This is a genomic window from Streptomyces sp. NPDC006551, from assembly GCF_040611675.1.
GTDB lineage: Bacteria > Actinomycetota > Actinomycetes > Streptomycetales > Streptomycetaceae > Streptomyces.
Window position 1 is genome coordinate 223,072 of the sequence record NZ_JBEXOT010000001.1, and the last position, 26,542, is coordinate 249,613.

Genomic DNA, 26,542 nt, shown 5'->3' on the forward strand with positions numbered 1-26,542 from the left:
CGGAGGGAGGTCTCTATAGTGACGGAACCGGGGGGCGGAAAATTCCGGGTGCCCCGGCGTCGAGAGGAAAGACCATGAGCGCGGTGCGAGAGCAGCTGCCCGAGGGGCGCTACGGCCGCTCCGCGGACGAGCGCGCCGACCGCACGCTCAAGGTCGCCGGCGCTGTGCTCGGCGTGCTCTTCCTCGGCCTGATGGGCTGGTTCGGCTGGTACTACGTCGCCGACAACAAGATCAGCGCCGAGATGATCAAGTTCGATGTCGTCAGCGACAGCGAGGTCCAGGTGCATCTGGAGGTCCGCAAGGACACCGACGCCCAGGGCGTCTGCACGCTGCGCTCGCGCGCCGAGGACGGGGCGGAGGTCGGGCGCAAGGACGTCCGCGTCGAGGAGGCGGGCGAGCGGATCGACCGCGTCTGGACGATCCGTACGACCGCGCGCGCGACCAGTGCCGAGCTCGTCGGGTGTAGCGCCCGATAGCAGTGGGTAGGGACCGTACGGCGAGTCGGACCGCGTCCACCCGCTGACCTGGGGCGACGTCATCCTGATGGTTGAGGTCCTCCCCCTTTTCGCCACTAATTGTTAGGCTCGTGGTTTCGCCCACTCAGGAGGGACATCCTTCCGGGTAGGGCGATGCTTTGTATTCCCAGTACCTACGAGGAGCACCTGTGACCCAGACCAGCGACAACGTCACCTGGCTCACCCAGGAGGCGTACAACCAGCTCAAGGCCGAGCTGGAGTACCTGTCTGGTCCCGCGCGAACCGAGATCGCCGCCAAGATCGCCGCGGCGCGCGAGGAGGGCGACCTGCGCGAGAACGGCGGGTACCACGCGGCCAAGGAGGAGCAGGGCAAGCAGGAGCTCCGGGTGCGCCAGCTCACCCAGCTCCTGGAGCACGCCCAGGTGGGCGAGGCTCAGGCCGACGAGGGTGTCGTCGCGCCCGGCATGGTCGTCACGATCGCCTTCGACGGTGACGAGGACGACACGATGACCTTCCTGCTCGCCTCCCGCGAGTACGCGAGCAGTGACATCGAGACCTACTCGCCGCAGTCGCCGCTCGGCGTGGGCGTCAACGGCAAGAAGGCCGGCGAGGACGCCGAGTACGAGCTGCCGAACGGCAAGAAGGCCACGGTGAAGATCCTGAGCGCCAAGCCGTACACCGGCTGACGCCTTTCCCTTCGAAGCGGAGGGCCGGACCCCACGGGGTCCGGCCCTCCGCTTTTCATGCCCATGCAATGATGCCGCCCTGACGTCGCGTCAGTCGCGTCACGAGGGGGAGGACAGGGTGCTGGGACCGCTGCGCGAGGGCGCGCCACGGCGGATCGGACCGTACGAGGTGCTCGCACGGCTCGGCGCCGGCGGCATGGGCGAGGTGTTCCTGGGGCGGGCGTCCGGCGGCGCCGCGGGTGAGGGCCTCTTCGTGGCCGTCAAGACCGTCCGCCGGGACTTCGCCGCCGATCCCGCCTTCCGGGACCGCTTCCGGCGTGAGATCAAGGTCGCGCGTCTGGTACGGAGCCCGTACGCCGCGGCTCCCCTGGGCGGGGACCCCGACGCCGAGGTGCCCTGGCTGGCGACGGCGTACGTCCCGGGCCCCAGCCTGTCGCAGGCCGTGCGCCGGAGCGGTCCGCTGCCGGTGGCGACGGTACGGCGGCTGGGTGCCGGGATCGCCCGCGCGCTGGCCGACCTGCACACGGCCGGAGTCCTGCACCGCGACCTCAAGCCCGGCAACGTCATGCTGTCCGTCGACGGGCCGCGCCTGATCGACTTCGGCATCGCCCGCAACAACGGCGCCACGACCATGACCGCGACCGGAATGATGGTCGGCACGCCTTCCTTCATGTCCCCCGAGCATGTCGCCGGGGCGCGCTCGGTGACGGGCGCCTCCGACGTGTTCTGCCTCGGCTCGCTGCTCTGTTACGCGGCGACCGGCGAGGACCCCTTCGGCGACGGTCCGGTGGCGGCCGTGCTCTACCGCGTCTCGCAGGCGGAGGCGGACCTGACGCGGGTGCCGGAGGAGCTGCGGGACGTGATCGGTGCCTGTCTGAGCGCCGACCCGGCCTCCCGCCCGGCGCCGGAGCGGCTGGTGGAGCTGCTCGGCGGCGAGCGGGAGCCGGCGTGGCCCGAGAGCGTACGGGAGCACATCGGGGAGTACGGAAGGGAGCTCGCGCAGCTCGTGGCGTCGGGCGGCCCGCTGGTCGAGGTGCCGGCCGCGCCGGTGGCGGCCCTGGGGCCGCACCAGCTGCCGACGATGCCGCCGGTGGCGCCCGGCGCTCCCGCCGCGTCTCGACCGAAGCGCCGGGGGCTCCTCGCGGCCGTGGTGGCCCTCGCGGTGGTGGCGGGCGGTCTCGGGGCGTATCTGCTGTGGCCGGAGGGCGAGAAGGGCCGGACGCCGAAGGCCGGCCCACCGGCCGCCGGGCCCCGCGTCGCGGGCGTCGACCACCGGGGTCTGGCCGACTCCTCCGGGGTCGTACCGCAGAACGCGGACCAGCGGCCGGCCGGCTGGAAGCCGTGGCGGGGGAAGCTGAGCGCGCCGGCGTTCGGGTGCGCGGCCGGGGAGTCGGTGCTGGTGTGCCGGACGACGGACGGGCGTTACGAGGCGCTGGACACGGCGAGCGGACGGAAGCTGTGGGAGGCGGACCTCGTCGAGGACCCACGGGACGACCTCAGCTACATCGGGCCGACGGGCGGCGTCTTCATCCCGGGCGCGACGGCCCGGCCCACCGTCCATGACACGGCGGTCGTGCTCGCGTCGCGCGGCAAGCTCCAGGTGCGCGACGCGCGCACCGGGGCCGTCCGCTGGGAGGGCGAGGCGACGGGTGCCCAGGGCTCCGGGTCGCGCCCGCTGGTCGGGGACGGGGTCGTCTTCGCCGCCACGAAGGGCCCGGGCGACGCCGGTGCGTGGGAGGACTTCCGCCTCACCGCGTTCTCCCTCGAGGACGGCACCGAGCTGTGGGAGAAGAAGCTCACCAACGCCGTCCTGCCGCGCTCGGCCATCCGGCCCTTCGAACCGGTGGCCTTCGCCGGCCACCAGGTCTACGCGCTGACCGACGCCGGTCTCGTCGCGTTCGACGCCAAGACCGGCGTCGAACGCGGTCAGGTCGACGGCGACGCCAAGGCGTGCGAGGAACTGAAGATCCTCGGCGCCTCGGCCTACTGCGTCGACGTGCCGCACAACGCCACCGCGAAGCCGCGTCTGCGCGTCCTCGACGCGGCCGGCCTCGCGTCGAAGGGCAGCCTGCCGGCGCCCGTGGAGAAGCTGCGGCCCGACGTGATCGGCCCGAAGACCGCCGTCACCTTCGACGGCGGTCTGCGGATCCACGATCCGCGCGACGGCCGGCAGCTCGGGTCGTACCCGGCGAAGGCGGCGCCCTCGGGGCTCGAGCAGGCGTGGTCCGCACCGCTGCTCGCCGGGAACCAGGTGCTGTACGCCGACTACTCCGCGCTGTACGCCGTCCCGCTGGGCGAGGACGGCAGACCGGGTGGGCTGAAAGCGATCCCCGTACCGGGCGCGCCGGGCCCGCGCGCGGAGCGGGGCCCCGACCTGGAGTACGGCCTGACCATCGAGGGGATGATCCGCTCGCCCGAGGTCCTGCCGGTCGGCGGAATCGCGTACGTCGTCCACGACACGGGCGCCGTGGCCTCCGTGGAGCTCCCCGAGTGACGTACTGAGGCGTACTGAGACGTACGTCGATGGAGTGAGAGGACACCTTCGGTGCTGGAAGCACTGCCCGCCGGGCAGCCCCCACGGCTTGTCGGCCCCTACCGGCTGCTCGCCCGGCTCGGGGCGGGCGGGATGGGCGAGGTCCATCTGGCCTGCCGGGCGGACGAGCCGACGGCCGATCCGTACCGGATGGTCGCCGTGAAGACGGTGCGGGAGGACCTGGAGGTCGACGGAGACTTCCGGGTCCGGTTCCGGCGGGAGATCACGGCGGCGCGGGCGGTCAGCGGCCCGTACGCCGCCGCGCTCGTCGACGCCGACGCGGACGCGCCCGTGCCCTGGCTGGCGACCGAGTACGTTCCCGGGCCCTCGCTCGCGGAGGCGGTCGTCCGGTCCGGGGCGCTGCCGATCGCGGCCGTACGGGCGGTGGGCGCGGCGCTCGCGCGGGCGCTGGAGGCCGTGCACGGGGCGAAGGTGCTGCACCGGGACCTGAAGCCCGCGAACGTGCTCCTCGGTGCCGCCGGGCCGAAGCTGATCGACTTCGGTATCGCGCAGGCCTTCGAGGCGACGGCGCTGACCTCGACGGGGCTCGTGGTGGGATCGCCGGGGTTCATGTCGCCGGAGCATCTGACCGGAAGCCGGGCCGTCGTCCCGGCGTCGGACGTGTTCTGTCTGGGTGCGGTCCTGGCGTTCGCGGCGAGCGGGCGGGGGCCGTTCCACGACGACGAGATGGCGGCCGTCGTCTACCGGATCAGCCGGGCCGACGCCGAACTGGAGGGCGTACCGGAGGAGTTGCGGCCGGTGGTGGAGCGGTGCCTGCGGCTCGACCCGGCCGAACGGCCGTCGGCGGCGGAGCTGGTGGAACTCCTGGGCTCCGAGGTGCCGACCGCCTTTCCCTGGCCGGGCGGGGTGCTGGCACAGCTCTCCGAGTACGGGGACGCGGCGCGGCGGATCGGGGAGGCGGCGGCATCCGGGGCGGGTGTGGCGGATCTGCCGACGGTCGTCGCCCCACAGGTGCCGTACTCCCCCACGGCGGCCGGGTACCGGCCCGCCGCGGCGTCCGAGCCGTCCGCGTCGAGGCCTTCGCGCGGGCGGTGGGGGCGGTTCGCGGCCGGGGCGGTGGCGGTGGCCGTCCTCGCCGCGGTCGGTGTGGTGATGTCCGACCGGCTGGGCGCGGAGGGCGGTTCGGGCGGCGCGACCGGTGGGGCCGGCGGCGCGACTCCGAGCGCGAGTGCCGCGCCCGCGACGCTCAGCCGGGTCGTGCTGCCGTACGGCGGCGAGGGCCACGCGAACGACTTCGGGCCGGCGGGGGCGGATCGCTCCTCCCGTCCGGCCGGCTGGTCACCCTGGGCGAAGCGGATCGGCGCCGGCCCGGGGCCGTGCGCCCTCGGCCCGGAGGTCATGGTCTGCTCGGGGGCGGGCGGCGCGGTGACGGCGCTGAGGTCCGCCGACGGCGAGGTGCTCTGGTCGAAGCCCGGCCGGGGGGAGGCCCCGCGGGCCTCGCCGCAGTACCCGGCGGTCGTCGGTGACCAGGTCGCCGTGACGGGCCCGGACGGTGTCGTGTCGTACGCCGTCGCGGACGGCGGGGAACGGTGGCGGCGGCCCGCACCGGACGGCGACTGGGCGGTGAAGGGCACGGACCTGCACGACGGCGTGCTGTACGCGACGTACGTCAATGTGCGTGACGAACGGTCGGGCCTGGTCACGGCGGTGAGGCCGGCCGAGGGCGGCAAGGAGCTGTGGAGAACGCCGCTCGACGTCCTGCCCGAGCAGCCGGTGGCGGCGGGCGGCTCGGTCTTCGTACCGGGCAACGGCATGGTGCTGGCTCTGGACGCCCGTACGGGCGAGGAGACGGCTCGGGGATCGGACGAGAACGGCTGCTACTCGGTCCTCGTCCACAAGGAGCGCGTGCTCTGCCCGAGCGCCTCGGGCGGCGGGGTCGCCGTGCTCGACGGCCGTTCCCTGAAGCGGCTGCGGACGCTCGGCGAAGGGGTGCTGATCGTGGGGGCGCCCGCGGTGAACTCCCGGGGCGTCGTGGGCCTGAGCGACGGCGACACGCTCTACACGTACGACCTGGAGAGCGGCGAGGAGCGGTGGCGTCGGCCGGCCTCCACCACGGCGGAGCAGGTGGAGCGGGTGTGGTTCGCGGGCGACCGGCTGCTTTCGGCCGCCGGGACCACCGTCGTCTCGCTTCCCCTGGAGAATCCGCCGACCGACGCCCACGCGTACGACTCGATCGGGTTCACCCAGCCCGGGAACGACGACGCCGTGTACCAGGGCGCCTCGACGGTCCTGGCCGCCGGAGGGGCGGTCTTCCTCGCCCTCTCCGACGGCCTGGTGGTCTCGGGCTATCTGCCCTGATTCAGGCGGTCGCCGAGCGGTACTTCCGTACGGCCAGGGTCCGGAACACCACGATGATCAGGACGGACCAGATGATCGAGGCCCACACCGGGTGCTGCATCGGCCAGGCGTCGGGGACCGGGTAGTTCGGTGGGAGGTTGCCGAAGAGCTCGCGGGCCGCCTGGACCGTGGCGCTGAACGGGTTCCACTCGGCGATGTGGCGCAGGAACGTCGGCATGTTCTCCGACGGCACGAACGCGTTGGAGATGAACGTCAGCGGGAAGAGCCAGATCAGGCCGCCGGACGTGGCCGCCTCCGGGGTCCGTACGGAGAGACCGATCAGCGCGCCGATCCACGAGAAGGCGTAGCCGAGGAGGAGCAGGAGGGCGAAACCTCCCAGGACCTTGCCGATGTTCTCGTGCGTGCGCCAGCCGACCAGGAGCGCGACGATCGCGAGGACCACGACCGTGAGGGCGGTCTGCACCAGGTCGGCCAGGGTACGGCCGGTCAGGACCGCGCCGCGTGCCATCGGCAGGGACCGGAAGCGGTCGATGAGGCCCTTGTGCATGTCGTCGGCGATGCCCGCGCCCGCGCCGGCCGTGGCGAAGGTGACCGTCTGGGCGAAGATGCCCGCCATCAGGAACTCGCGGTAGGCGGCGGGCGAGGTGCTGCCGCCGACGCTGATCGAGCCGCCGAAGACGTAGCTGAACAGCACCACGAACATGATCGGCTGGATCAGCCCGAAAATGATCATCTCGGGGATCCGGGTCATCCGGATGAGGTTGCGCTGGGCGACGACCAGGGAGTCGCTGATCGACTGGGCGATTCCGCCGCGCGGCCTGGGGCCCTTGAGCTGCGGGGCATCCGTCACTGCGGTCACTTGGCCGCCTCCTTCCGGCTCTTCGCGCGGCCCTTGGCGTCCTGCGCCGCCTCGCCGTTCTCCTCGTCCGCCAGTTCGGCCGCGTGGCCGGTCAACGAGATGAAGACGTCGTCGAGCGTGGGCCGCCGCAGTCCGATGTCGTCGATCTCGACGCCCCGGGTGTCGAGATCGCGGATGACCTCGGCGAGCAGCTTGGCGCCGCCGGTGACGGGGACGGTCAGCTTGCGGGTGTGTTCCTCGACCGCGACCTCGCCGTGGCCGATGCCGGCCAGGCCGTAGCGGGCGAGCACGTCGCGGGCCGGGTCGATCATCTCGCGCTCGTGGACGACGACCTCGACGCGCTCGCCGCCCGTCTGGGCCTTGAGCTGGTCCGAGGTGCCGCGCGCGATGACCTTGCCGTGGTCGACGACGCAGATGTCGTGGGCGAGGTGGTCTGCCTCCTCCAGATACTGGGTCGTCAGGAGCAGGGTCGTACCGCCCGCGACCAGCTCCTGGATGACCTCCCACAGCGCCTGCCGGTTGCGGGGGTCGAGGCCGGTGGTCGGCTCGTCCATGAACATCACGGGCGGTGAGACGACGAGGGCGGCGGCGAGGTCGAGGCGGCGGCGCATACCGCCGGAGTACGTCTTGGCGGGGCGGTCGGCCGCGTCGGCGAGGTTGAACCGCTCCAGGAGTTCGCCCGCCCGGGCCTTCGCCCGCTTGGCGTTCATCTGGTAGAGCCGGCCGACCATCTGGAGGTTCTCACGCCCCGTCAGATATTCGTCCACGGCGGCGAACTGGCCGGAGAGACCTATCGAGCGGCGGACCTCGTTGGGGTGCTTGAGGACGTCGATTCCGGCGACGACCGCCTTGCCGCTGTCCGGCTGGAGCAGTGTCGTCAGGACGCGGACGGTGGTCGTCTTCCCCGCGCCGTTCGGGCCGAGCAGGCCCAGGACCGTGCCCTCGGGTACGTCGAGGTCCACGCCGTCCAGAGCTCGTACGTCGCCGAAGGTCTTCACCAGACCTTCGGCGTAGATCGCGCCTGGCATGTGGTTTCTCCCAGGGATTTGGGCGTTTTCCACGCGAGTTTAAGTTCGAAGGGCGGGCACCGCCCACTGAATTTGTGACCGCCACCACACGCTAACGCGATACATCGCGATACGCAACGCCGGTGCGCACGCAAAGGGCGCGGGGGACCTCTCCGGTCCCCCGCGCCCTGGCCTTCTCCGAGTGGCGGCAGGCCCTTGGGCCTGTCCGGCGGATCAGGCCCCAGGGAGTGTCCGCAAAGCATCGCCGTCCGCCCGAAGGGCGGGGTTCGCGGCGTCCGGTGCGTGCGATCGCAAGGCGCCGGGATGCCCTCGTAGCGGAGCTGCTCGGGCATTTCGGCAACGCGGCATGGGGGCACCTCCCGTGCCCGAAGGGCTACGGGGGAGGGCGTGCCAGGCGTCGCGGGCCGGGCGAGACTTCGCGGACACGACCTAGCCGATCACCGTGTAGCCCGCCTCCCGCAGCGCCGTCGCGACCTCCTCGCAGTGCTCCGGGCCCTTCGTCTCCAGGTGCAGCTCGACCTCCGCCTCCGTAAGTCCCAGCCGCGGATCGGTCCGCACATGGCTCACGTCCAGCACGTTGGCGTCGACCACCGTCAGCACGGCGAGCAGTGTCGCCAGCGCTCCCGGCCGGTCCGTGACCCGCAGCCGCAGGCTCAGATAGCGACCGCCGGCCGCCATGCCGTGCCGCAGGATCCGCTGCATCAGGAGCGGATCCACGTTCCCGCCGGACAGCACGGCCACCACCGGTCCCTGGAACGCCTTCGGGTCGCTCAGCAGCGCCGCCACCGGGCTCGCGCCCGCAGGTTCGACCACCAGCTTCGCCCGCTCCAGACAGAGCAGCAGCGCCGTGGAGAGCGCGTCCTCCGAGACCGTACGGATCTCGTCGACGCACTCCTGGATGATCGCGAACGGTACGTCGCCGGGCCGCCCCACCTTGATCCCGTCCGCCATCGTCACCGGCGACTCGATCGCGACCGGGTGCCCCGCGGCCAGCGAGGGCGGGTAGGCGGCCGCGCCCTCCGCCTGGACGCCGATGACCTTCACATCGGGGCGCACCGACTTCACCGCGAGCCCGATGCCGGCCACCAGGCCCCCACCGCCGACGCCGACCAGGATCGTGCGGACCTCCGGGCACTGCTCCAGGATCTCCAGGCCGACCGTGCCCTGACCGGCGATGATGTCCGGGTGGTCGAAGGGGTGGATGAAGACCGCGCCGGTCTCCGCCGCGTACTGTTCCGCCGCCGCCAGCGACTCGTCCACGACATGGCCGTGCAGCCGCACCTCGGCGCCGTAGTCCCGGGTCGCGGCGACCTTCGGCAGCGGGGCCCCGACCGGCATGAAGACCGTCGCGTGGACACCGAGGAGGGCGGAGGCGAGCGCGACGCCCTGCGCGTGGTTGCCCGCCGAGGCGGCGACCACCCCGGCCGCCCGCTGCTCGGGCCGCAGCCCCGCGATCCGTACGTACGCCCCGCGCAGCTTGAACGAACCCGTTCGTTGAAGGTTCTCGCACTTGAAGTGAACAGGCGCTCCCACCAGGGAGGACAGATAGCGGCTGCCCTCCATCGCGGTCACTCTGGCCACACCGGACAGCATCTTCTGCGCCCCGCGGACATCGTCGAGGATCAGGGGATGCAAGGGGTGCGGCGTACGGAAGCTCATGACAGCAAGTCTCGCAGTTCACCGGCCTCGTGGCCGCCCGGGGAGCGGGGCCGCATCGGGTTTGCGCAGCGCCGGTACGGACTCACGCCGCTCCGCGTACTCTGTCCCCCACCAACCGACCACCGCACGAGAGAGCCCCCCACAGCCATGCCCACATCTCAGGACATGACGACTGAGCTTGACCCCGGTCTCCTCGATGCCCTCCAGCACCAGGTGGCCGTCTTCGCCCGCCGGGCCGAACAGACCCGCCTCGGCGGCACCGGCCAGCTCCGCAACTCCATGGACCGCGCCGCGTACCTGCTCCTCAACCGGCTGGACCAGGAGGGTCCGATGGGCGTCAAGGCGCTCGCGGCGGGCATGGGCATCGACTCGTCCACCGTCACCCGCCAGGTCGCCCCGCTCGTCGACACGGGCCTGGTCAAGCGCACCTCGCACCCGGAGGACGGGCGGGCGGTCGTACTCCAGCTCTCCCCGCGCGGGCTGACCCGCCTGGAGGAGGTCCGCTCCTCGCGCCGGCAGCTGATGGCCGAGGTGACGGAAGGCTGGACCCCGGCCGAGCGCGAGTCGTTCTGCACCCTGCTCACCCGTTTCAACTCGGCCCTGTCCGCGCGCCAGACGGGCCTTCCCGCGAACCCGGAAGCGGAGTCCTCCCCGACCTCTTGACCCGGGCCCCGCCCTGTCCTCATATGAGGACGTGCGAGATCGGCAGGACGGTCCGGGCGGTGAACAGCGCCGCCGCACCCGGCAGTTCGAGGCGTTCGTGGCGGGCGCGGCGGGGCGGCTGCTGCATGCCGCGACGCTGCTCACGGCCGAGACCCGGGCCCGCAACCCGCGCGCCCAGGCGCTGTTGACCGCCTCCCTCGCCCACACCTACGCCCACTGGGACCGGCTGCGCGGGGAGGATCCGTACGACCTCACCCGTGCCGACCTCGCCACCCGCTTCGCGCGCGCCGCCTGGCGGCACCATCGCGTCCGGGGCGGCGGCCTCCTCGCCGCGCTCACTCCGCAGGAGCGTCTCGTCGTGGTGCTGCGGCTGTACGAGGGGGTGGCCGAGGAACAGACCGCGGCACTCCTCGGACTGCCCGAGGAACGGGTCCGGGCGATCTGCGCCCGCGCCGTCTCCGCCCTGAGCGACAGACGGGCCGGCGCGCCGTCGAGGAGGGCGGCCTCATGACCCGGCCCGAACGGCCGGAGGACCAGGTCCGGCGCATGCTCGAATCCCCGCATCCGCAGGTCCCCGGCGACCTGGCGGCGCGGGCGGTCGAGCGCGGCACCCGTCTGCTGCACCGGGGCCGGGTGGTGCGCCGGGTCCTGTGGGTGCTGCTGGCGGCGGCCGTGATCGCGTTCGCGGTGTGGGCGTCCGTGGTGGAGCCGTGGGAGGTCCCGCCGGCTGGGACCACGCCGCCTCTCGAAGGCTGGTGAGGAGGACTAGCGTGGAAGGAGCAGCACACGGTCCGACACCTCCGACCCCGAGGAGACCGTCATGACCAGGAAAGTCGCCGACTGCCGCAAGACGCCCAGCGTCATGAACTGCACGCTCACCATCATCGGTGAGGAAGAGGAAGTCGTACGGGCCGCGGCCGAGCACGCCGTCTCGGTGCACGGTCACACGGACAGCCTCGAGCTGCGCGCGATGGTCCGCGAATCGCTGGAGGACGAGAAGGTCCCCGCCTGAACCGATGACCGGGCGCCCCCCGCGGGAGCGCCCGGCCCGACAACGTACCGAGGTACCGGCGTATCGGCGTATCGGCTAGCCGAGCGCCTGGCGCAGGTCGGCGAGCAGGTCGTCGGCGTTCTCGATGCCCACGGAGAGGCGGACCAGGTCCGCCGGGACCTCCAGGGCCGACCCGGCGACGCTGGCGTGCGTCATCCGGCCCGGGTGCTCGATCAGCGACTCGACGCCGCCCAGGGACTCGCCGAGCGTGAACAGCTTCGCCCGGTTGCAGACCTCGACGGCCGCCTCCTCGCCGCCCACCACCTGGAACGAGATCATTCCGCCGAACGCACGCATCTGCTTCGCGGCGATCTCGTGGCCCGGGTGCTCCGGCAGACCCGGGTAGAGCACCTTGGTGACCTTCGGGTGCTGGGTGAGCATCTCGGCGATCTTGCCGGCGTTCTCGCTGTGCCGGTCCATCCGGACGGCGAGCGTCTTGATGCCGCGCAGCACGATCCACGAGTCGAACGGACCGGCGACCGCGCCCATCGCGTTCTGGTGGTACGCCAGCTCCTCGCCGAGCGCCTCGTCGGCCGTCACCAGCGCACCGCCGACGACGTCCGAGTGGCCGCCCATGTACTTGGTGAGCGAGTGCACCACGATGTCCGCGCCCAGGGCCAGCGGCTGCTGCAGGTACGGGGAGGCGAAGGTGTTGTCGACGACCAGCTTCGCGCCGGCCGTGCGGGCCACGTCGGCGACCGCCGCGATGTCGGTGATGCCGAGCAGCGGGTTCGACGGGGTCTCGACCCAGATCACCTTCGTACGGTCGTTGACCGCGCCCCGCACAGAGGCGAGGTCGGAGGTGTCGGCGACCGAGAAGTCGACGCCCCAGCGCTGGACGACCTTGGCGAAGAGCCGGAAAGTGCCGCCGTAGGCGTCGTTGGGGATGACCACGTGGTCGCCGGGGGCCAGCAGCGTGCGCAGCAGGCAGTCCTCGGCGGCGAGCCCGGAGGCGAAGGCGAGGCCGCGGCGGCCCCCCTCCAGAGCCGCGAGGTTCTCCTCGAGGGCGGTACGGGTGGGGTTGGCGCTGCGGCTGTACTCGTAACCGCCGCGGAGCCCACCCACGCCGTCCTGCTTGTAGGTGGACACCTGGTAGATGGGCGGGACGACCGCGCCGGTCAGCGGGTCGGCGGTGTTGCCCGCGTGGATCGCGCGGGTCTCGAAGCTCTGGTGGGAGTGCTGGTCGCTCATGAGGCAGGAGCGTAGTCCTGACAGCGGTCCACCGCCGCCCACCGTCTCAGCCGGTGTCTCACGGGCGTACGGGACAATGGACGCATGGAGATTCTCTGGTTCCTGCTCGCGATGGGCCTGCTGTTCGCGGTCGTCGCTCCGTACGTCCGCCACCGACGGGGCGGTGTCGGCATCCAGCAGGTGGCGCCCGGTTCGCCCGACGCCGCCGATCCGGAGGCGTACGGCTTCCTGCGTCAGGAGGAGCAGGACGTACGGATGCCGGGACCCGACCGCGACCTGGTCGACGTCCTCGACGTGGTGCAGGCGACCCAGGACTGGCGGGCGGCCTCGCAGCTGCTCGCCGGCACGGAGAAGGAGGGCGAGGTCCGCTGGCAGCGCGTCCAGGCGTTCGCGGGCGCGGCCTCCCTGGAGCTGCAGCAGCGGCCGGGGGTGGGCGGGGCGTGGCTGCGCGCCTGGCGCGCGGAGTCGCCCAAGGACGCGGGCGGCGCGGCGGTGCACGCCGAGTTCCTGGTGCAGCAGGCGTGGCGTTCCTCGGCGGCCGGCACGGACGACTTCCGGATCATCCTCGAAGAGGCCCGCAAGATGACCGAGGAGGCGGCGCTGCTGGCTCCCGGCGACCCCGTTCCGTACATCACGCAGCTCGCCGTCGCGCGTGGACTGGGCTACAGCCACGAGGAGTTCGACCAGGTCTGGGCGAAGATCATCGACCGGGCGCCGCAGCACATGGGCGCGCATCTGGCCGCCCTGCACTACTGGTGCGAGAAGTGGCACGGCTCGCGCGAGGACGCCGACCGCTTCGCGACGGCGGCCGCGGCCCGCGCTCCGCAGGGCTCGCTGCTCGCCGCCCTGCCGCTGTTCGCGGTGTACGAGCATCTGCCCGAGGTCGCGATGGTCCGGGACTTCTACGGCTCCGCCGTGGTGAGCAGGGCGATGGAGGGTGCGCTGTACGCGGTCCACTCGGCCCGCCCCGACGACCCGATGCTCGCCCACGTCCGCCACCTCCTCGTCCTGTTCCTGGTCCGCGCGGAGCGCTGGTCCGAGGCGATGCACCAGCTGGTGCACGTGGACGGTCATGTCGGCGCCCTGCCGTGGACGATGAACGGCGACCCGGCGGCGGAGTACACCGTCTACCGCAACCTGGCGGTGGCGGGCTACGAGGCGAACGGCGGCAGCCCGGCGACGCTGCCCCACTAGAGCCGGTTCCGGCCGTTCAGGGCCGGACAGGACGCGGCGCCGGGGCCCGGGGGGAATCCCTCCCGGGCCCCGGGCGTTGTGGGTAACGCCCACCGTCGAGGAGATGCCGCATGTTCCTGTCACGCACCCCCGTCCTCCCCACCCCCGAGCAGGCGCTCAAGGGGCGCCCGGAGCCCGAGTTCGCCGTGCCGGAGCGCCACACGGTCCTCGGCAACCCGCTGCTCGGGCCGTACCCCGCCGGGCTTGAGGTCGCGGACTTCGGGCTCGGCTGCTTCTGGGGCGCCGAGCGCAAGTTCTGGCAGACCGAGGGCGTCTGGACGACCCTCGTCGGCTACCAGGGCGGTCTGACCCCGAACCCGGTCTACGAAGAGGTCTGCTCGGGCCTCACCGGCCACACCGAGGCCGTCCGGGTCGTCTTCGACCCGAAGACCGTCTCGTACGAGCGGCTGCTCAAGCTCTTCTGGGAGTCCCACGACCCGACCCAGGGCTTCCGCCAGGGCAACGACGTCGGCACCCAGTACCGCTCCGCCGTCTACACCCACTCCCCCGCCCAGGCCGCGGCGGCCGAGTCCTCCCGCGCCGCGTACCAGAGGGTCCTGACCGGCTCCGGCTACGGCACGATCACCACCGAGATCCTCCCCGCCGAAGGCCGCGCCTTCTACCCGGCGGAGGGGTACCACCAGCAGTACCTGGACAAGAACCCGGCCGGCTACTGCGGCATCGGCGGTACGGGCGTCTCCTGCCCGATCGGCGTGGCGCGGGCCGAGTAGCCCGCCGCCCGCCCGAACGGCGTGATCCCGGCCTCGGTGACGTCCACGAGGCCGGGATCCCGGGCCCGTGCACCCGTCCAGGCGGGCGGGCGGCACGGACGTTATCGGCTTGCCTCGTCGCCGGGTCGCCCGTCTACACTCGAGCGCATGGGTTCGTACTACTTCTTTCTCTGATTCCGGCCGCGGACACGGCCTGACCCGCTGATCCCGTCTCACGCGCGGCAGTGGCGGTCGCCGGTGTCCCTTCCCGACCGGCCCGAAGGAACCCAGATCTCAGGGAAAGACCCATGCGCGACCGCGCCCAACTCACGCTCAGTCATGTCTCCAAGTCGTACGGGGACCGCTCCGTCCTCGACCAGGTCTCCTTCACCGTCCGCCCCGGCGAGAAGGCCGCCGTCATCGGTGAGAACGGCTCCGGCAAGTCCACGCTGCTCCGGTTGATCGCCGGGGCGGAGACCCCCGACACCGGGCAGCTCACGGTCCGGTTCCCCGGCGGCACCGCCCGTCTCGCCCAGACGCTCGCCGAGACCTTCGGCGTCGGTCCCGACCAGACCGTGCGGGACACCGTCGACGCGGCGCTCGCCGACCTCCGCGCCATGGAGCGGGAGCTGCGCGCCGCCGAGGAGCTGCTCGGCTCCGCGACCCCCGAGCAACTCGCCGCCTACGGCGAGCTGTCGACCCGGTACGAGGAGCGCGGCGGCTACCAGGCCGACGCCCGCGTCGACGCCGCCCTGCACGGGCTCGGCCTCGGCCACGTGCCGTACGAGCGCCGGATCGGCACCCTCTCCGGAGGAGAGCAGTCGAGGCTCGCCCTCGCCTGTGTCCTCGCCTCGGGCGCCGAGCTGCTGCTGCTCGACGAACCGACGAACCATCTCGACCGGGCCGCCGCCCACTGGTTGGAGGAGCGGCTGCGGTCCCACCGGGGCACGGTGGTGGCGGTCACCCACGACCGGGCGTTCCTGGAGAGGATGGCGACGGCGATCCTGGAGGTCGACCGCGACACCCGCGCGGTGACCCGGTACGGCGACGGCTGGTCCGGCTACCGCGCGGCGAAGGCCGCGGCCCGCCGCCGCCGGGCGCAGGAGTACGAGGAGTGGCGGGAGGAGCTGGCCCGCACGGAGGAGCTGGTGGCCACGGCCGGGCAGCGGCTGGCGGTCGCCGGCAAGGACCCCCGGCAGGGCTTCGGCAAGCACCGCCGCTCGCACGAGAACAAGCTGTCGGGCCAGGTCAGAGCGGCCCGCCGGCGACTGGAGCAGCTGCGCAGGGAGCCGGTGACGCCGCCACCGGAGCCCTTGCGGTTCACGGCGAGGCTCGCCACGGCGCGGCCCGCCCGCGCGGTGACGGCCGGCGCGGGGCCGGGTACGGCCGGACCGGGCGCGACCGGCGCCGGTACGGCGGGGCCCGAGGCGGCCGCCGGAACCGGCACGAGCGACACCGACACCGGCACCGGAACCGGAACCGGAACCGGCACGAGCGACACCGACACCGGCACCGGAACCGGAACCGGAACCGGCACGAGCGGCACCGGAACCGGCACCTCCGACACGGGCACCGCCGCCGCGCACGGGGTTCTCGCCGAGTTGACCGACATCGTCGTCGGCGACCGGCTGCGTCTCGACGGACTGCGGATCGGGGCGACGGACCGGCTTCTGGTCTCCGGGCCCAACGGAGCCGGGAAGACGACCCTGTTGCGCGTCCTCGCCGGCGACCTGGTGCCCGACAGCGGGACGGTCGTCCGGCCGGCCCGCGTCGGCTATCTGCCCCAGGAACTGCCCGCCGTACCGTCCCGCGAGCCGCTGCTCACGGCGTACGCGGCGGGCCGCCCCGGCCGGCCCGAGGAGCACGCGGACGAACTGCTCGCCCTCGGGCTTTTCCGTGAGGAGGATCTGCGCGTACCGGTGGCCGCGCTCTCGGTGGGCCAGCAACGGCGCCTCGAACTGGCCCGGCTGGTGACCCGGCCGGCCGATCTGCTCGTCCTGGACGAGCCGACCAACCATGTGGCGCTCAGCCTGGTGGAGGACCTGGAAGCGGCGCTCGCCGTGTTCGAGGGCGCGGTGGTCGCGGTCTCCCACGACCGCCGCTTCCGCGCCGGCTTCCGCGGCGGGCGGCTCGACCTGCGCTCAGGCCGCGCCTCCTGAAGCGTCCGCCTGCGCGGCCCGCATCAGCGCCGCCGTCGCCGCCGGGTCGTAGTCGGGTCCGACGCCGTCGATCAGGAGGATGTCGCCGTCCATGTGCCGGGTCCGCAGCGGTATCAGCTCCTGGTAGGCGGCGGAGTCGTACCAGTCGCGGGCCCGGTCGAACGACGGGAAGCCGATGATCACGAGCCCGCTCGGCCACGCACCCTCGCGGACCTCGCGCCTCGGCGCGCCGTGTACGAGGAAGCGGCCGCCGAAGGGGTCCAGCGTGGCCTGGATGCGCTCGATGTAGGTGAAGACCTCGTCGTCGAGGACGGGCTTCGGGCGCAGGTTTCCGATGGCGTAAGCGGTCATGACGCAAGAGTGCCGGGGCATGCCGTACGGGGTCGATTACCCCGGAGGTCATGCCCCGGCGCTCAGGCGCTCACCGGGTTCAGATCGTCGACGCGTCGATCACGAAGCGGTAGCGCACGTCGCTGGCGAGCACCCGCTCGTACGCCTCGTTGATCTGGTCGGCGCGGATCACCTCGATCTCCGCGCCGAGGCCGTGCGCCGCGCAGAAGTCGAGCATCTCCTGGGTCTCGGCGATGCCGCCGATCATCGAGCCGGCCAGCGTCTTGCGGCCGCCGATGAGGGAGAAGAGGTTGAGGGCGATCGGCTCCTCGGGGGCGCCGACGTTGACGAGGGCACCGTCCGTCTTGAGCAGGCTCAGATAGGCGCCGAAGTCCAGCGGGGCCGAGACGGTCGAGAGGATCAGGTCGAAGGTGCCGGCCAGCTTCTCGAAGGTCTCCGGGTCGCTGGTGGCGTAGTAGTGGTCGGCGCCCAGCTTCAGGCCGTCCTCCTGCTTCTTCAGCGACTGGCTGAGCACGGTCACCTCGGCGCCGAGCGCGTGGGCGATCTTGACGCCCATGTGGCCGAGGCCGCCGAGGCCGACGATCGCGACGTTCTTGCCGGGGCCGGCGTTCCAATGGGCGAGCGGCGAGTAGAGGGTGATGCCGGCGCACAGCAGCGGGGCGGCGACGTCGAGGGAGAGGCCGTCCGGGATCCGCAGGACGTAGTTCTCGTCGACGACGATGTGGGTGGAGTAGCCGCCGTAGGTCGGCTCGCCGTTCTTGTCGAGGGCGTTGTACGTGCCGGTGCTGCCCTTGACGCAGTACTGCTCCAGGCCCTGACGGCAGTACTCGCACTCCCGGCAGGAGTCGACGAAGCAGCCGACCCCCACCCGGTCGCCGACGGCGTACGTGCTCACCCCGGCGCCGACCTCGGTGACGATTCCGGCGATCTCGTGGCCCGGCACCATCGGGAAGATGCCCTCGCCCCAGCCGTCGCGGGCCTGGTGGATGTCGGAGTGGCAGATACCGGCGTACTTGATCTCGATGAGGACGTCGTGCTCGCCGACCGGGCGGCGCGGCACGGTGGTGCGCTCCAGCGGGGCGTTGGCGGCGGGTGCGGCGTAAGCGGAAACGTTCGTGGTCATGGCGCCCAAGCCTGCCCGAACCGGCGAAACGTACCCAGGGCCCTGTTCTGCCTACGTCCAGCGTGCCTACCACTGGCAGGGACAGGAACGGCTTTTCCCCACCGCCGTACGACCCGGATACTTGGGTCGTATGGATCTCAGTGCCGAACTCAGTGAATTCCTGCGCTCCCGGCGGGCGCGGCTGAAGCCGGCGGACGTGGGTCTGCCCGAGTTCGGGCGCCACCGGCGTGTTCCCGGGCTGCGCCGGGAGGAGCTGGCACAGCTGGCCGGGGTGTCCGTGGCGTACTACACCCGGCTCGAACAGGGCAACGGCCGCAATGTGTCCATGGAGGTCCTGGACTCGATCGCGCGGGCGCTGCGGCTGAGCGACACCGAGCGGGCGCATCTGACGCATCTGGCCAAGCCGACCGTGAAGAAGAAGCAGCGGGCGGCGATCACGAGGCCGCAGCAGGTGCGGCCGGGGCTGCGGCATCTGCTGGAGTCGCTGGACGGGATCCCGGCGTTCGTGCTCGGCCGCCGGCTGGACATCCTGGCCTGGAACCGGATGGCGCGGGCGCTGCTCGGCGACTTCGCGGCGATGGAGCCGGAGGAGCGGAACATGGCGCGGCTGGTGTTCCTCGGGCCCCACGCGCGCGACCTCTATCTCGACTGGGAGTGCAAGGCGACCGAGGTGGTGAGCGTGCTGCGGCTGTACGCGGGCTGCTACCCGGACGATCCGGCGCTGCTCGCCCTGGTCGGCGAGCTGTCGGTGAAGAGCGAGGAGTTCCGCTCGCTGTGGGCGGCGCACACGGTCGCGGACAAGGGGCACGGGACGAAGCGGCTGCGCCATCCGCTGGTGGGCGAGATGACGCTGGGCTACGAGACGTTGAAGGTGTCCGGCGGGGACCCCGACCTGGTGCTCGTGACGTACCAGGCGGAGCCGGGGTCGGCGTCGGCGGACGCGCTGCGGCTGCTCGCCACCTGGGGCGCGGACGAGCCCGTCGACGTACGGTGACGAGAACGGCGGCCCCCTCGGAGCGAGGGAGCCGCCGTTCTCGTGCACGTACGGGCGGGTCGGCTTCGCGTACGTACGGGCCGATCAGCCGCGCGTACGTACGGGCGGGTCAGAGCGCCGAGCCGGCCTTCCACTGCGACCAGCTCATGTTCCAGCCGTTGAGGCCGTTGTCGGGCGCGATCGTCTTGTCCTTGGAGTTCTTGACGATGATGACGTCGCCGACGATCGAGTGGTCGTAGAGCCAGGCGGCCATCTGCTTCGGGTCGCCCGCGCCCTTCACGTCGTTCAGGCCCACGCAGCCGTGGCTGGTGTTGGAGTTGCCGAAGATCGAGTCCGGACCCCAGTAGTTGCCGTGGATGAACGTGCCGGACGTGGAGAGCCGCATGGCGTGCGGGACGTCCTTGATGTCGTACTCGCCCTTGCCGTCGTCGTCGGTGAAGCCGACGGTGGCGCCGTTCATCCGGGTCTCCTTGAACTTCTCGGAGATCACCATCTGACCGTTGTAGGTCGGGTTCTCCGGGGAGCCGGCGGAGATCGGGATGGTCTTGACCGTCTTGCCGTCCTGCTTGACCGTCATGGTCTTGGTCGCGACGTCGACGGTGGAGACCTGGTTACGGCCGATCTTGAAGGTGACCGTCTTCTGCTGGACGCCGTAGACACCCTCGGCGCCCTCGACGCCGTCGAGCTCCAGCTTCATCGTGACGGTCGAGCCCTCGGCCCAGTAGTTCTCCGGGCGGAAGTCCAGGCGCTGGGAGTTGAACCAGTGCCCGACGACCTCCTGGCCGCTGCTGGAGGTGACCTTGATGCCGCTCTGGACGGCCTTCTTGTCGGTGATCGCCTTGTTGAAGTTGATCGAGACCGGCATGCCCACGCCGACGGTCGAGCCGCTGTCGGGGGTGAAGTTGCCGATGAAGCTGTTGGCCTGCGAGACGGTGGTGAAGGAGGAGTTCTCGTGCGCCTCCAGGCCGTCCGCGTCCTTCGCCGTGGCTGCGATCTTGTAGACGGTGGCCCGCTTCAGCTGTTCGGAGGGCTTCCAGCTCTTGCCGTCGGCGGATATCTCGCCCTTGACGCTCGCGCCCTCGGCCGTGGTCATGGTGACCTCGGTGAGCGTGCCGTCGGTCACGGTGACCTTGGCGTCATTGTTGATCGACGCGTTGGCGGCGCCGTTCTCCGGCGCGATGGATATCTGCGCCTTCGACGTCTTCTGCGCCGCGGCTTCGTCGACCTGGGCCTGTGAGTTCGGGGTCGGGGAGCCGGCGCTTCCGCCCTTGTCCCCGTCGCTGCACGCCGAGAGCACCAATACGCCACCGAGCACCGCGGCCGTCGCCGCCAGGCTCTTGCGGCGGCGCTTGCTGTCCGTCATCACACGCTTCTCCATCGTCGCCGATTCCCTGCCACTACCGCTGAGAACTTCCATGACACCCCGTCCGGTTCCGTAACCGGACGGTTTGTGGGGAACACCACTGACCGACACGCAGACGCGGGGCGCCTGGTTCCCGTACACGGAGAAGCCCCGGCGGGCGCCGCGACGAGCGACGCCGCTCCGGGGCTCCGAGCGGGGGCCGATGCCGCCGCTACACCCGTTGCTCGTCGTCGTCCACGTCCACGTCGTCGTCCTCGTCCGTGTCCGGACCATCTTCCTCGTCGAGGTCCCACTCCTGTGCATCGGGGTCGTAGTCGATCTCCTCGCTGCTCCAGGAGGCCTGCACCAGCTCGATCCCGGGCACCGTGCTGACCAGGTCGAAGGGCTCGACGAGATAGGCGAGGGCCTCGGCGCTGTCCTCCTGGACGGCGGAGCGGGCGTGGACGCGCTCGTCGTCGGGCATGAACTCGTCGGTGTCGATCCGGCCGACGGCCGCCTCGGTCAGCTCCTCGGGGCCGTCGATCTCCAGGACGACCTCCACTCGAAGCCGTACATAGCGTGAAGTCTCGGAAGTGCTCATACGAGGGAGCGTAGGCCGCCCGGGCTCCCGGCTTTCCCGCGACCCGCTGTGTTCATTAGCATCGGCGGACACACCAATTCGCGGTTTCCGCAAGGGGGATCGAAATCTGTGTCCGTCGCACGCCGCCCGCTGCTGACCGCCACCGCTGCCGGGACACTGCTGTGCGCGCTGTGGTTCGTTCCGTCCGCGAACGCCACCGATGAGGAACGCCCGCCCGGCGGCGTGCGGACGACGGTGAGGCAGGACGGCGGCGAGGGCGGTGAGGCCGGCGGGGCGCGCCTGGCCGAGACCGGTAGTCCGGACACGACGCCGTATCTGATCGGCGGTACGGGCTTTCTCGCGGTGGGAGCGGGTTTCGTGGCGCTGGCGATGCGACGCGGCGGCCGGGCTTCGTAAGCGGCGCCCAGGACTCCACGGCATGCCGGAAGGGCCGCCTCCACACCTGGGGGCGGCCCTCCGTGATCTTCGCGGTCCTGGTAAGCGGTGGTTACGCGAGCGGCCCGGTGACCGGCTCCACGGCCGCGACGAGCTTCCCTTCCCGTACGAAGACGTCGGCGGCCTCCAGGTCGGGGGCGAGGAAGCGGTCGGGGCCGGGGCCCTGGACGCCGGCGGCGCGCAGGGCGTCGATGGCGGCCCGCGAGGCGGGCGCCGGGGTCAGACCGTGGCGGAGCTCGATCCCGCGGGTGGCGGCGTAGAGCTCGACGGCGATGATCCGGTTGAGGTTGCCGATCGCGGTGCGCAGCTTGCGGGCGGCCGACCAGCCCATGGAGACGTGGTCCTCCTGCATGGCGGAGGACGGGATGGAGTCGGCGGACGCCGGGACGGCCAGCCGCTTCATCTCGCTGACCAGGGCGGCCTGGGTGTACTGGGCGATCATCAGGCCCGAGTCGACGCCGGCGTCGTCGGCCAGGAAGGGCGGCAGCCCGTGGGACCGGTTCTTGTCGAGGAGCCGGTCGGTGCGGCGCTCGGCGATGGAGCCGAGGTCGGCGGCGGCGATGGCGAGGAAGTCGAGGACGTACGCGACGGGGGCGCCGTGGAAGTTGCCGTTGGAGCGGACCTGACCGTCCTGGAGCACGACCGGGTTGTCGACGGCGGAGGCGAGCTCGCGCTCGGCGACCAGGCGGGCGTGCGCCAGGGTGTCGCGGCCGGCGCCCGCGACCTGCGGGGCGCAGCGCACCGAGTACGCGTCCTGGACCCGGGGGGCCTCGTCGGCCTGGAAGTGGCCGGTGAGGCCGGAGCCCTTGAGCACGGCGAGCATGTTGGCGGCGGAGGCGCCCTGGCCCGGGTGCGGGCGGATGGCGTGCAGCTCGGGCTCGAGGACCTTCTCGGTGCCGAGGAGGGCTTCGAGGGAGAGGGCCGCGGTGATGTCGGCGGACTTGTAGAGGGTGTCGAGGTCGGCGAGGGCCATGATCAGCATGCCGAGCATGCCGTCCGTGCCGTTGAGGAGGGCGAGCCCCTCCTTCTCCCGGAGCTCGACGGGCTGGATGCCGGCGGCGGCGAGCAGTTCGCCGGCGGGCCTCACGGTGCCGTCGGGGCCTTCCGCGTCGCCCTCGCCCATCAACGTCAGCGCGCAGTGGGAGAGCGGGGCGAGGTCTCCGGAGCAGCCGAGGGAGCCGTACTCGTGCACGACGGGGGTGATGCCGGCGTTGAGCACGTCGGCCATGGTCCGGGCGACCTCGGGGCGGACGCCGGTGTGGCCGGAGGCGACGGTCTTCAGCCGCAGGAACATCAGCGCGCGCACCACCTCGCGCTCGACGCGCGGACCCATGCCGGCGGCGTGCGAGCGGACGATGTTGCGCTGCAGCTGGGCGCGGAGCTCATGGCTGATGTGCCGGGTGGCCAGCGCGCCGAAACCGGTGGAGACGCCGTACACGGGCTCGGGCTTCGCGGCGAGCGCGTCGACGACGGCCCGGGACGCGGCGAGCGCCTCCACGGCTTCGGCCGACAGCTCGACGCGGGCGTCGTGACGGGCGACGTCGATGACGTCCTGCGCGGTGGTGCCGGAAGGACCGAGGACGACAGAGTGCATATCCATATTCAGCAGCCTACGGACTGAATCCCAACGTGTCACTAGTCATCTCGGTGACGGCCCCTTACCGGCTGCGGCGGCCACCCGGGCGCGGCGCCTCACACCGGTGGGGCGTCGCGGAAGCGGCGGCGGTCGCGGCCGCCGGGCGGGGCGTCGGCGAGGGCGATGACCGTACCGTCCCGACCGGCCACCACCGGCTTCGAGGAGCGCGCGGCCTTCGCCTGGTACTGCGCCGCGTCCGCCAGACGGAAGAGCCGGCGCGCCGACTTCAGCGGGCCGATCGGGTCTCCGGTGGAGGCGACCCCGCACGCCACCCCCTCACCCAGCTCCAGCTCCCCGGCCCGTACGCACAGCTCGTCCGCGACCGCCACCACCTCGTCGGCCGTCGGACCCACCGACAGGAGGCAGAACTCGTCGCCGCCCAGACGCGCCGACAGCGCCCCAGGCAGCATCGCCCCGCACCGCGAGAGCACCGAGCCGAAGCGTTCCAGCAGCCGGTCGCCGACCGCGTGCCCATGGGTGTCGTTCACCCGCTTCAGGCCGTTCAGGTCACACACCACCAGGCTCACCACGGAGCCGTCCGCGCGGTAGCGCTCGACCGCCTCGTCGAGCCGGGTGTCGACCGCGCGCCGGTTCGCCAGGCCGGTCAGCGGGTCGGTGAAGGCCAGCTTCCGCACCTCCTCCAGGCGCTCCGCCTGCGCGATCCCCGCCGCCACCACGGCGGCGAGGACCGCCGCGAAGTCGGCGTCGTCGCGATCGAAGGGCGGCGCCCCGGCCGGCCGCGCCACGTACAGCTCGCCCCAGGCCCGCCCGTGCAGGATCACCGGCGCGACCACGCAGCAGCCGCGGCCGCGCCTGCGCAGCCCGGCGACCCGGCCGGTCACGACGTGGTCGTCCGCCGTCTCCACCCAGGCGTCCGGCTCGCCGCCGCCCGCCCACCGCGCGTGCAGGAACTCGGTGATCTCGGGGAACTGATGGACGGGGTACGTCTCGGCGTCCGGGAACTCCTCCTCGCCGAGCGCCGACTCCCCGGCGTTCACCAGCACCTTCAGCCGGCCGTGGTCACGCTCCCAGACGGACAGCGCGGCGAAACTGCCGCCGAGCGCGTCGCGGGCGCCCAGCGCGGCCGCCCGCCAGAACTCGCGCGGGGTGTGCGCCGCCGCCATCGCCTGCGCCAGCGCCACCACGGCCCGCAGCCGCACGTCCTCTCCCATTTCTACAGCTTAGGGACGTTCGGCCTGTTTTCACTGGTGGAGCGTCACGGAAAGTCACATGACGGACCATCGGCGAGATCTTCTCGCGCCTGCCCGGCGCCGGCGGGTCTCACTCACCGGGCCACTGCGGCTTCCGCTTCTCGTTGAAGGCGGCCACGCCCTCCGCCCGGTCGCCCGAGAACGCCACGGACCGCCACGCCGCGTCCTCGACCTCCAGGCCGGCCCGCAGATCGAGCCCCTGTCCGAGCCGCATCGCCCGCTTGGCGGCCCGCAGCCCGACCGGGGAGTTCTCCGCGATCCGCCCGGCGAGTTCCAGCGCCGCCGTACGGGCGTCGTCCTCCAGGAGATCGACGAGGCCCAGCTCACGAGCCTCGGCCGCCTCCACCCGGCGCGCCGTGAAGACCAGCTCGGCGGCGCGGGCCGCGCCCACCCGGCGCGGGAGCAGCTGCGTACCGCCGCCGCCGGGGATGACGCCCACGGAGACCTCGGGCAGACCGACGACGGCCGTCGCGTCGGCCACGATCACGTCGCAGGCCAGAGCCAGCTCGAACCCGCCGCCGAGGGCGAAGCCGTGCACGGCCGCGACGGTCGGCATCGGCAGTTCGAGGACCCCGGTGTAGGCGCCGCGCGCGGTGGGCCGCTGACGGACGAGCTCGGCGTCCGTGAAGGAGTTGCGCTCCTTCAGGTCGGCGCCGACGCAGAAGGCCCGGTCGTTGGAGGAGGTCAGCACCGTCACCCGCACCGCGGCATCGGCGCCGAGCGCGTCGCAGGCCGCGCCGATGGAGCGGGCCATCTCGGAGGAGACGGCGTTCATCGCCTTGGGCCGGTCGAGGACGAGCTCGGCGACATGCCCCACCTTCCGGACCACGACGAACTCACCAAAGCGCTGCTCGGACTGGACCGACATGACCGCACACCCTCCCGGTTAACGACTGTTCACCGGGATCTTAGGGGCCGGTCCGGCGGATCGGGGCCGGGTGGGCCTAAGTCGGGCGGCGGCTCAGCTGCCAGGGCTCGACGACGCCCAGACCGCGCACCGGGCGCTGCCACATCGGCTGGAGCGCGAAGCGGTACGCCGGGGGCTCCTCGCCCTCCTTCTCCGCGCGAGCCGCCTCCTCCGCCGCCTGGGTCTCCGAGACGGGCGCGTCCCCGGTCCTGGTGAGCTCCTCGGCGAGCGCCCCGTCCACCAGGACGGTGTCCTTGGGCGCTATCGAGGTGAGCCGGCTCGCCAGGTTCACGGTCGTGCCGAAGACATCGCCCATCCGGGTCGTGACCGTGCCGAAGGCGATACCGACGCGCAGGGCGGGCATCGTCTCGTCGTGGCTGAGGGTCTCGATCAGCCGCAGCGCGATCTCGGCGGCGGTGCCGGCGTCGTCCGCCGCGTACAGGACCTCGTCACCGAGGGTCTTGATCAGCCGCCCGCCGTGCGCGGCGACCAGGTCGGCGCAGGTCGTCTCGAAGGCCTCGACCAGCTCGCCGAGCTCCTCCTCCTCCAGGCGCCGGGTGAGCCGGGTGAAGCCGACGAGGTCCGCGAAGCCGACGGCGAGCCGCCGGTCGACCATCTCCTCGTCGTCGCCGGCCTGGACGACCCGGCCGGTGGCGGCGGCGAGCTGGCGGCGCCAGACGTAGATCAGGAACTCCTCCAGCTCGGGCAGGAGCAGCTCGACCAGGGGGTACGTGACCTCGGTGCGGGTCATCCCTGGTTCGGGCGGCTCGGTGAGGCCCTCCAGGAACGAGTCGATCTGCCACTCGGCGAGCCGGGCGGTGGTCTGCCCGGTGGAGCGGGCGACCTGCACGGCCATCGGCTCGCTCAGCAGTCCCGCCTCGACGAGACCGGCCAGGCGCCGCAGCGCGAGCACGTCGGCCTCGGTGAGGGCCTTGGCCTGCCCGATGTCGGCGAAGCCCATGGCGCGCCAGAAGCGCGAGGCGAGCTCCATGGAGACGCCGGCGGTGCGGGCGGCCTGGAAGGGGGTGTAGCGGCGCTCGGCACCGAGGATGAGCTGTTCGAGGCGGATGGCGAGGGGGTTGTCGGTCGGCTCCGCCGTGTGATCGACGACATGGTGGGGGGTGGGATACGTGGCCGGCTCGTCCCCGCCCGCGTTCTCGTCGTCGACGGTCACCGGCCGCCTCCTGCCCGTTCCCTGCCCACTGCCCTGCCGATCTGTCGCCTGGATCGCGCTCCACGATACGACAGGTGTGTGCCAGCTCACGCCGTAACGGTGCCCGCGATCTCCTTCGGGGGTGTGGGCAGCCGCTCCTCCCCCGGGTTCGATCCCGAGGAGAAACGCCTGCCCAGACCCTGACGGACGGGGTGCGGTCCG

General features: G+C 72.2%; 25 protein-coding genes. 13 read left to right on the forward strand and 12 right to left on the reverse strand.

The features are described 5' to 3' along the window. The first annotated feature begins 74 nt into the window (after positions 1 to 74). From ABZY12_RS00910 to ABZY12_RS00925, 4 genes are all read left to right on the forward strand, one after another. Positions 75 to 476, forward strand: a complete 402-nt coding sequence (locus ABZY12_RS00910; RefSeq protein ID WP_356885716.1) for a DUF4307 domain-containing protein — start codon at positions 75 to 77, stop codon at positions 474 to 476. Between the two features lie 188 nt (positions 477 to 664). Then, a complete protein-coding gene (gene greA, locus ABZY12_RS00915; protein WP_356885718.1) occupies positions 665 to 1,162 on the forward strand; it encodes a transcription elongation factor GreA in 498 nt (165 codons plus the stop codon). 118 nt (positions 1,163 to 1,280) lie between these two features. Next, complete coding sequence (locus tag ABZY12_RS00920; RefSeq protein WP_356885720.1) at positions 1,281 to 3,656, forward strand: PQQ-binding-like beta-propeller repeat protein; 2,376 nt, start codon at positions 1,281 to 1,283, stop codon at positions 3,654 to 3,656. A gap of 51 nt (positions 3,657 to 3,707) precedes the next feature. After that, positions 3,708 to 6,014, forward strand: a complete 2,307-nt coding sequence (locus ABZY12_RS00925; protein ID WP_356885722.1) for a serine/threonine-protein kinase — start codon at positions 3,708 to 3,710, stop codon at positions 6,012 to 6,014. Between the two features lies 1 nt (position 6,015). Here ABZY12_RS00925 and ABZY12_RS00930 read toward each other — a convergent pair whose 3' ends face one another. The 3 genes from ABZY12_RS00930 to ilvA all read right to left on the reverse strand — a co-directional run bounded on the left by ABZY12_RS00930 (position 6,016) and on the right by ilvA (position 9,560). Next, positions 6,016 to 6,873 (reverse strand): ABC transporter permease, encoded by an 858-nt coding sequence (locus ABZY12_RS00930; RefSeq protein ID WP_356885724.1) that lies wholly within the window; start codon positions 6,871 to 6,873, stop codon positions 6,016 to 6,018. Beyond that, positions 6,870 to 7,901, reverse strand: a complete 1,032-nt coding sequence (locus tag ABZY12_RS00935) for an ATP-binding cassette domain-containing protein (RefSeq protein WP_356885726.1) — start codon at positions 7,899 to 7,901, stop codon at positions 6,870 to 6,872. The genes ABZY12_RS00930 and ABZY12_RS00935 overlap by 4 nt, the downstream gene beginning before the upstream one ends. Positions 7,902 to 8,330: 429 nt before the next feature. Continuing rightward, entirely contained in the window at positions 8,331 to 9,560 is a 1,230-nt protein-coding gene (gene ilvA / locus ABZY12_RS00940; RefSeq protein WP_356885728.1) for a threonine ammonia-lyase, read from the reverse strand. Between the two features lie 147 nt (positions 9,561 to 9,707). Here ilvA and ABZY12_RS00945 point away from each other — a divergent pair, with 147 nt between their 5' ends. The 4 genes from ABZY12_RS00945 (at position 9,708) to ABZY12_RS00960 (ending at position 11,235) form a co-directional block, all read left to right on the forward strand. Then, positions 9,708 to 10,223, forward strand: a complete 516-nt coding sequence (locus ABZY12_RS00945; protein WP_356885730.1) for a MarR family transcriptional regulator — start codon at positions 9,708 to 9,710, stop codon at positions 10,221 to 10,223. Positions 10,224 to 10,254: 31 nt separating this feature from the next. Beyond that, positions 10,255 to 10,734: a sigma factor-like helix-turn-helix DNA-binding protein gene (locus tag ABZY12_RS00950; protein WP_356885732.1), complete on the forward strand. Its 480-nt coding sequence runs from the start codon at positions 10,255 to 10,257 to the stop codon at positions 10,732 to 10,734. Then, positions 10,731 to 10,982, forward strand: coding sequence for a hypothetical protein (locus ABZY12_RS00955; RefSeq protein WP_356885734.1), 252 nt, complete (start codon positions 10,731 to 10,733; stop codon positions 10,980 to 10,982). The genes ABZY12_RS00950 and ABZY12_RS00955 overlap by 4 nt, the downstream gene beginning before the upstream one ends. 61 nt (positions 10,983 to 11,043) lie before the next feature. Further along, on the forward strand, positions 11,044 to 11,235 hold the full coding sequence (locus ABZY12_RS00960) for a DUF1059 domain-containing protein (protein ID WP_356885736.1): 192 nt from the start codon (positions 11,044 to 11,046) through the stop codon (positions 11,233 to 11,235). A gap of 75 nt (positions 11,236 to 11,310) precedes the next feature. Here the strand turns inward: ABZY12_RS00960 and ABZY12_RS00965 are convergent, their stop codons facing one another. Beyond that, complete coding sequence (locus ABZY12_RS00965) at positions 11,311 to 12,465, reverse strand: cystathionine gamma-synthase (RefSeq protein ID WP_356885738.1); 1,155 nt, start codon at positions 12,463 to 12,465, stop codon at positions 11,311 to 11,313. A gap of 84 nt (positions 12,466 to 12,549) precedes the next feature. Between ABZY12_RS00965 and ABZY12_RS00970 the strand changes: the two genes are divergently transcribed. The 3 genes from ABZY12_RS00970 (at position 12,550) to ABZY12_RS00980 (ending at position 16,567) form a co-directional block, all read left to right on the forward strand. Further along, the gene (locus ABZY12_RS00970) at positions 12,550 to 13,659 is read left to right on the forward strand and encodes a hypothetical protein (protein ID WP_356885740.1); all 1,110 of its coding nucleotides are present in this window, start codon (positions 12,550 to 12,552) and stop codon (positions 13,657 to 13,659) included. Positions 13,660 to 13,769: 110 nt separating this feature from the next. Then, positions 13,770 to 14,429, forward strand: coding sequence for a peptide-methionine (S)-S-oxide reductase MsrA (gene msrA / locus ABZY12_RS00975; protein WP_356885742.1), 660 nt, complete (start codon positions 13,770 to 13,772; stop codon positions 14,427 to 14,429). Between the two features lie 287 nt (positions 14,430 to 14,716). Continuing rightward, the gene (locus ABZY12_RS00980; protein ID WP_356885744.1) at positions 14,717 to 16,567 is read left to right on the forward strand and encodes an ABC-F family ATP-binding cassette domain-containing protein; all 1,851 of its coding nucleotides are present in this window, start codon (positions 14,717 to 14,719) and stop codon (positions 16,565 to 16,567) included. Here ABZY12_RS00980 and ABZY12_RS00985 read toward each other — a convergent pair. Both ABZY12_RS00985 and ABZY12_RS00990 read right to left on the reverse strand, forming a co-directional pair. Beyond that, the gene (locus tag ABZY12_RS00985; RefSeq protein ID WP_356885746.1) at positions 16,550 to 16,918 is read right to left on the reverse strand and encodes a DUF1330 domain-containing protein; all 369 of its coding nucleotides are present in this window, start codon (positions 16,916 to 16,918) and stop codon (positions 16,550 to 16,552) included. The two genes, ABZY12_RS00980 and ABZY12_RS00985, sit on opposite strands and share 18 nt — an antisense overlap. Positions 16,919 to 16,997: 79 nt before the next feature. Then, positions 16,998 to 18,041 (reverse strand): NAD(P)-dependent alcohol dehydrogenase, encoded by a 1,044-nt coding sequence (locus ABZY12_RS00990; protein ID WP_356885748.1) that lies wholly within the window; start codon positions 18,039 to 18,041, stop codon positions 16,998 to 17,000. Positions 18,042 to 18,171: 130 nt separating this feature from the next. Here ABZY12_RS00990 and ABZY12_RS00995 point away from each other — a divergent pair, with 130 nt between their 5' ends. After that, entirely contained in the window at positions 18,172 to 19,035 is an 864-nt protein-coding gene (locus tag ABZY12_RS00995; protein ID WP_356885750.1) for a helix-turn-helix transcriptional regulator, read from the forward strand. A 109-nt stretch (positions 19,036 to 19,144) separates the two neighbouring features. On the opposite strand, the gene ABZY12_RS01000 is transcribed toward ABZY12_RS00995, so the two are convergent. Both ABZY12_RS01000 and ABZY12_RS01005 read right to left on the reverse strand, forming a co-directional pair. After that, on the reverse strand, positions 19,145 to 20,413 hold the full coding sequence (locus tag ABZY12_RS01000; protein ID WP_356885751.1) for an Ig-like domain-containing protein: 1,269 nt from the start codon (positions 20,411 to 20,413) through the stop codon (positions 19,145 to 19,147). A gap of 196 nt (positions 20,414 to 20,609) precedes the next feature. Then, entirely contained in the window at positions 20,610 to 20,978 is a 369-nt protein-coding gene (locus tag ABZY12_RS01005; RefSeq protein ID WP_356885753.1) for a hypothetical protein, read from the reverse strand. A 108-nt stretch (positions 20,979 to 21,086) separates the two neighbouring features. On the opposite strand from ABZY12_RS01005, the gene ABZY12_RS01010 reads away from it, so the two are divergent. Continuing rightward, the gene (locus tag ABZY12_RS01010; protein ID WP_356885755.1) at positions 21,087 to 21,374 is read left to right on the forward strand and encodes an LAETG motif-containing sortase-dependent surface protein; all 288 of its coding nucleotides are present in this window, start codon (positions 21,087 to 21,089) and stop codon (positions 21,372 to 21,374) included. A 91-nt stretch (positions 21,375 to 21,465) separates the two neighbouring features. Here the strand turns inward: ABZY12_RS01010 and hutH are convergent, their stop codons facing one another. From hutH to ABZY12_RS01030, 4 genes are all read right to left on the reverse strand, one after another. Then, the gene (gene hutH, locus ABZY12_RS01015; protein ID WP_356886252.1) at positions 21,466 to 23,007 is read right to left on the reverse strand and encodes a histidine ammonia-lyase; all 1,542 of its coding nucleotides are present in this window, start codon (positions 23,005 to 23,007) and stop codon (positions 21,466 to 21,468) included. Positions 23,008 to 23,105: 98 nt separating this feature from the next. After that, a complete protein-coding gene (locus ABZY12_RS01020; protein ID WP_356885757.1) occupies positions 23,106 to 24,221 on the reverse strand; it encodes a GGDEF domain-containing protein in 1,116 nt (371 codons plus the stop codon). Positions 24,222 to 24,330: 109 nt separating this feature from the next. Continuing rightward, entirely contained in the window at positions 24,331 to 25,128 is a 798-nt protein-coding gene (locus ABZY12_RS01025; RefSeq protein WP_356885759.1) for an enoyl-CoA hydratase-related protein, read from the reverse strand. Positions 25,129 to 25,204: 76 nt separating this feature from the next. Then, the gene (locus ABZY12_RS01030) at positions 25,205 to 26,341 is read right to left on the reverse strand and encodes an adenylate/guanylate cyclase domain-containing protein (protein ID WP_356885761.1); all 1,137 of its coding nucleotides are present in this window, start codon (positions 26,339 to 26,341) and stop codon (positions 25,205 to 25,207) included. Positions 26,342 to 26,542: the final 201 nt, after the last annotated feature.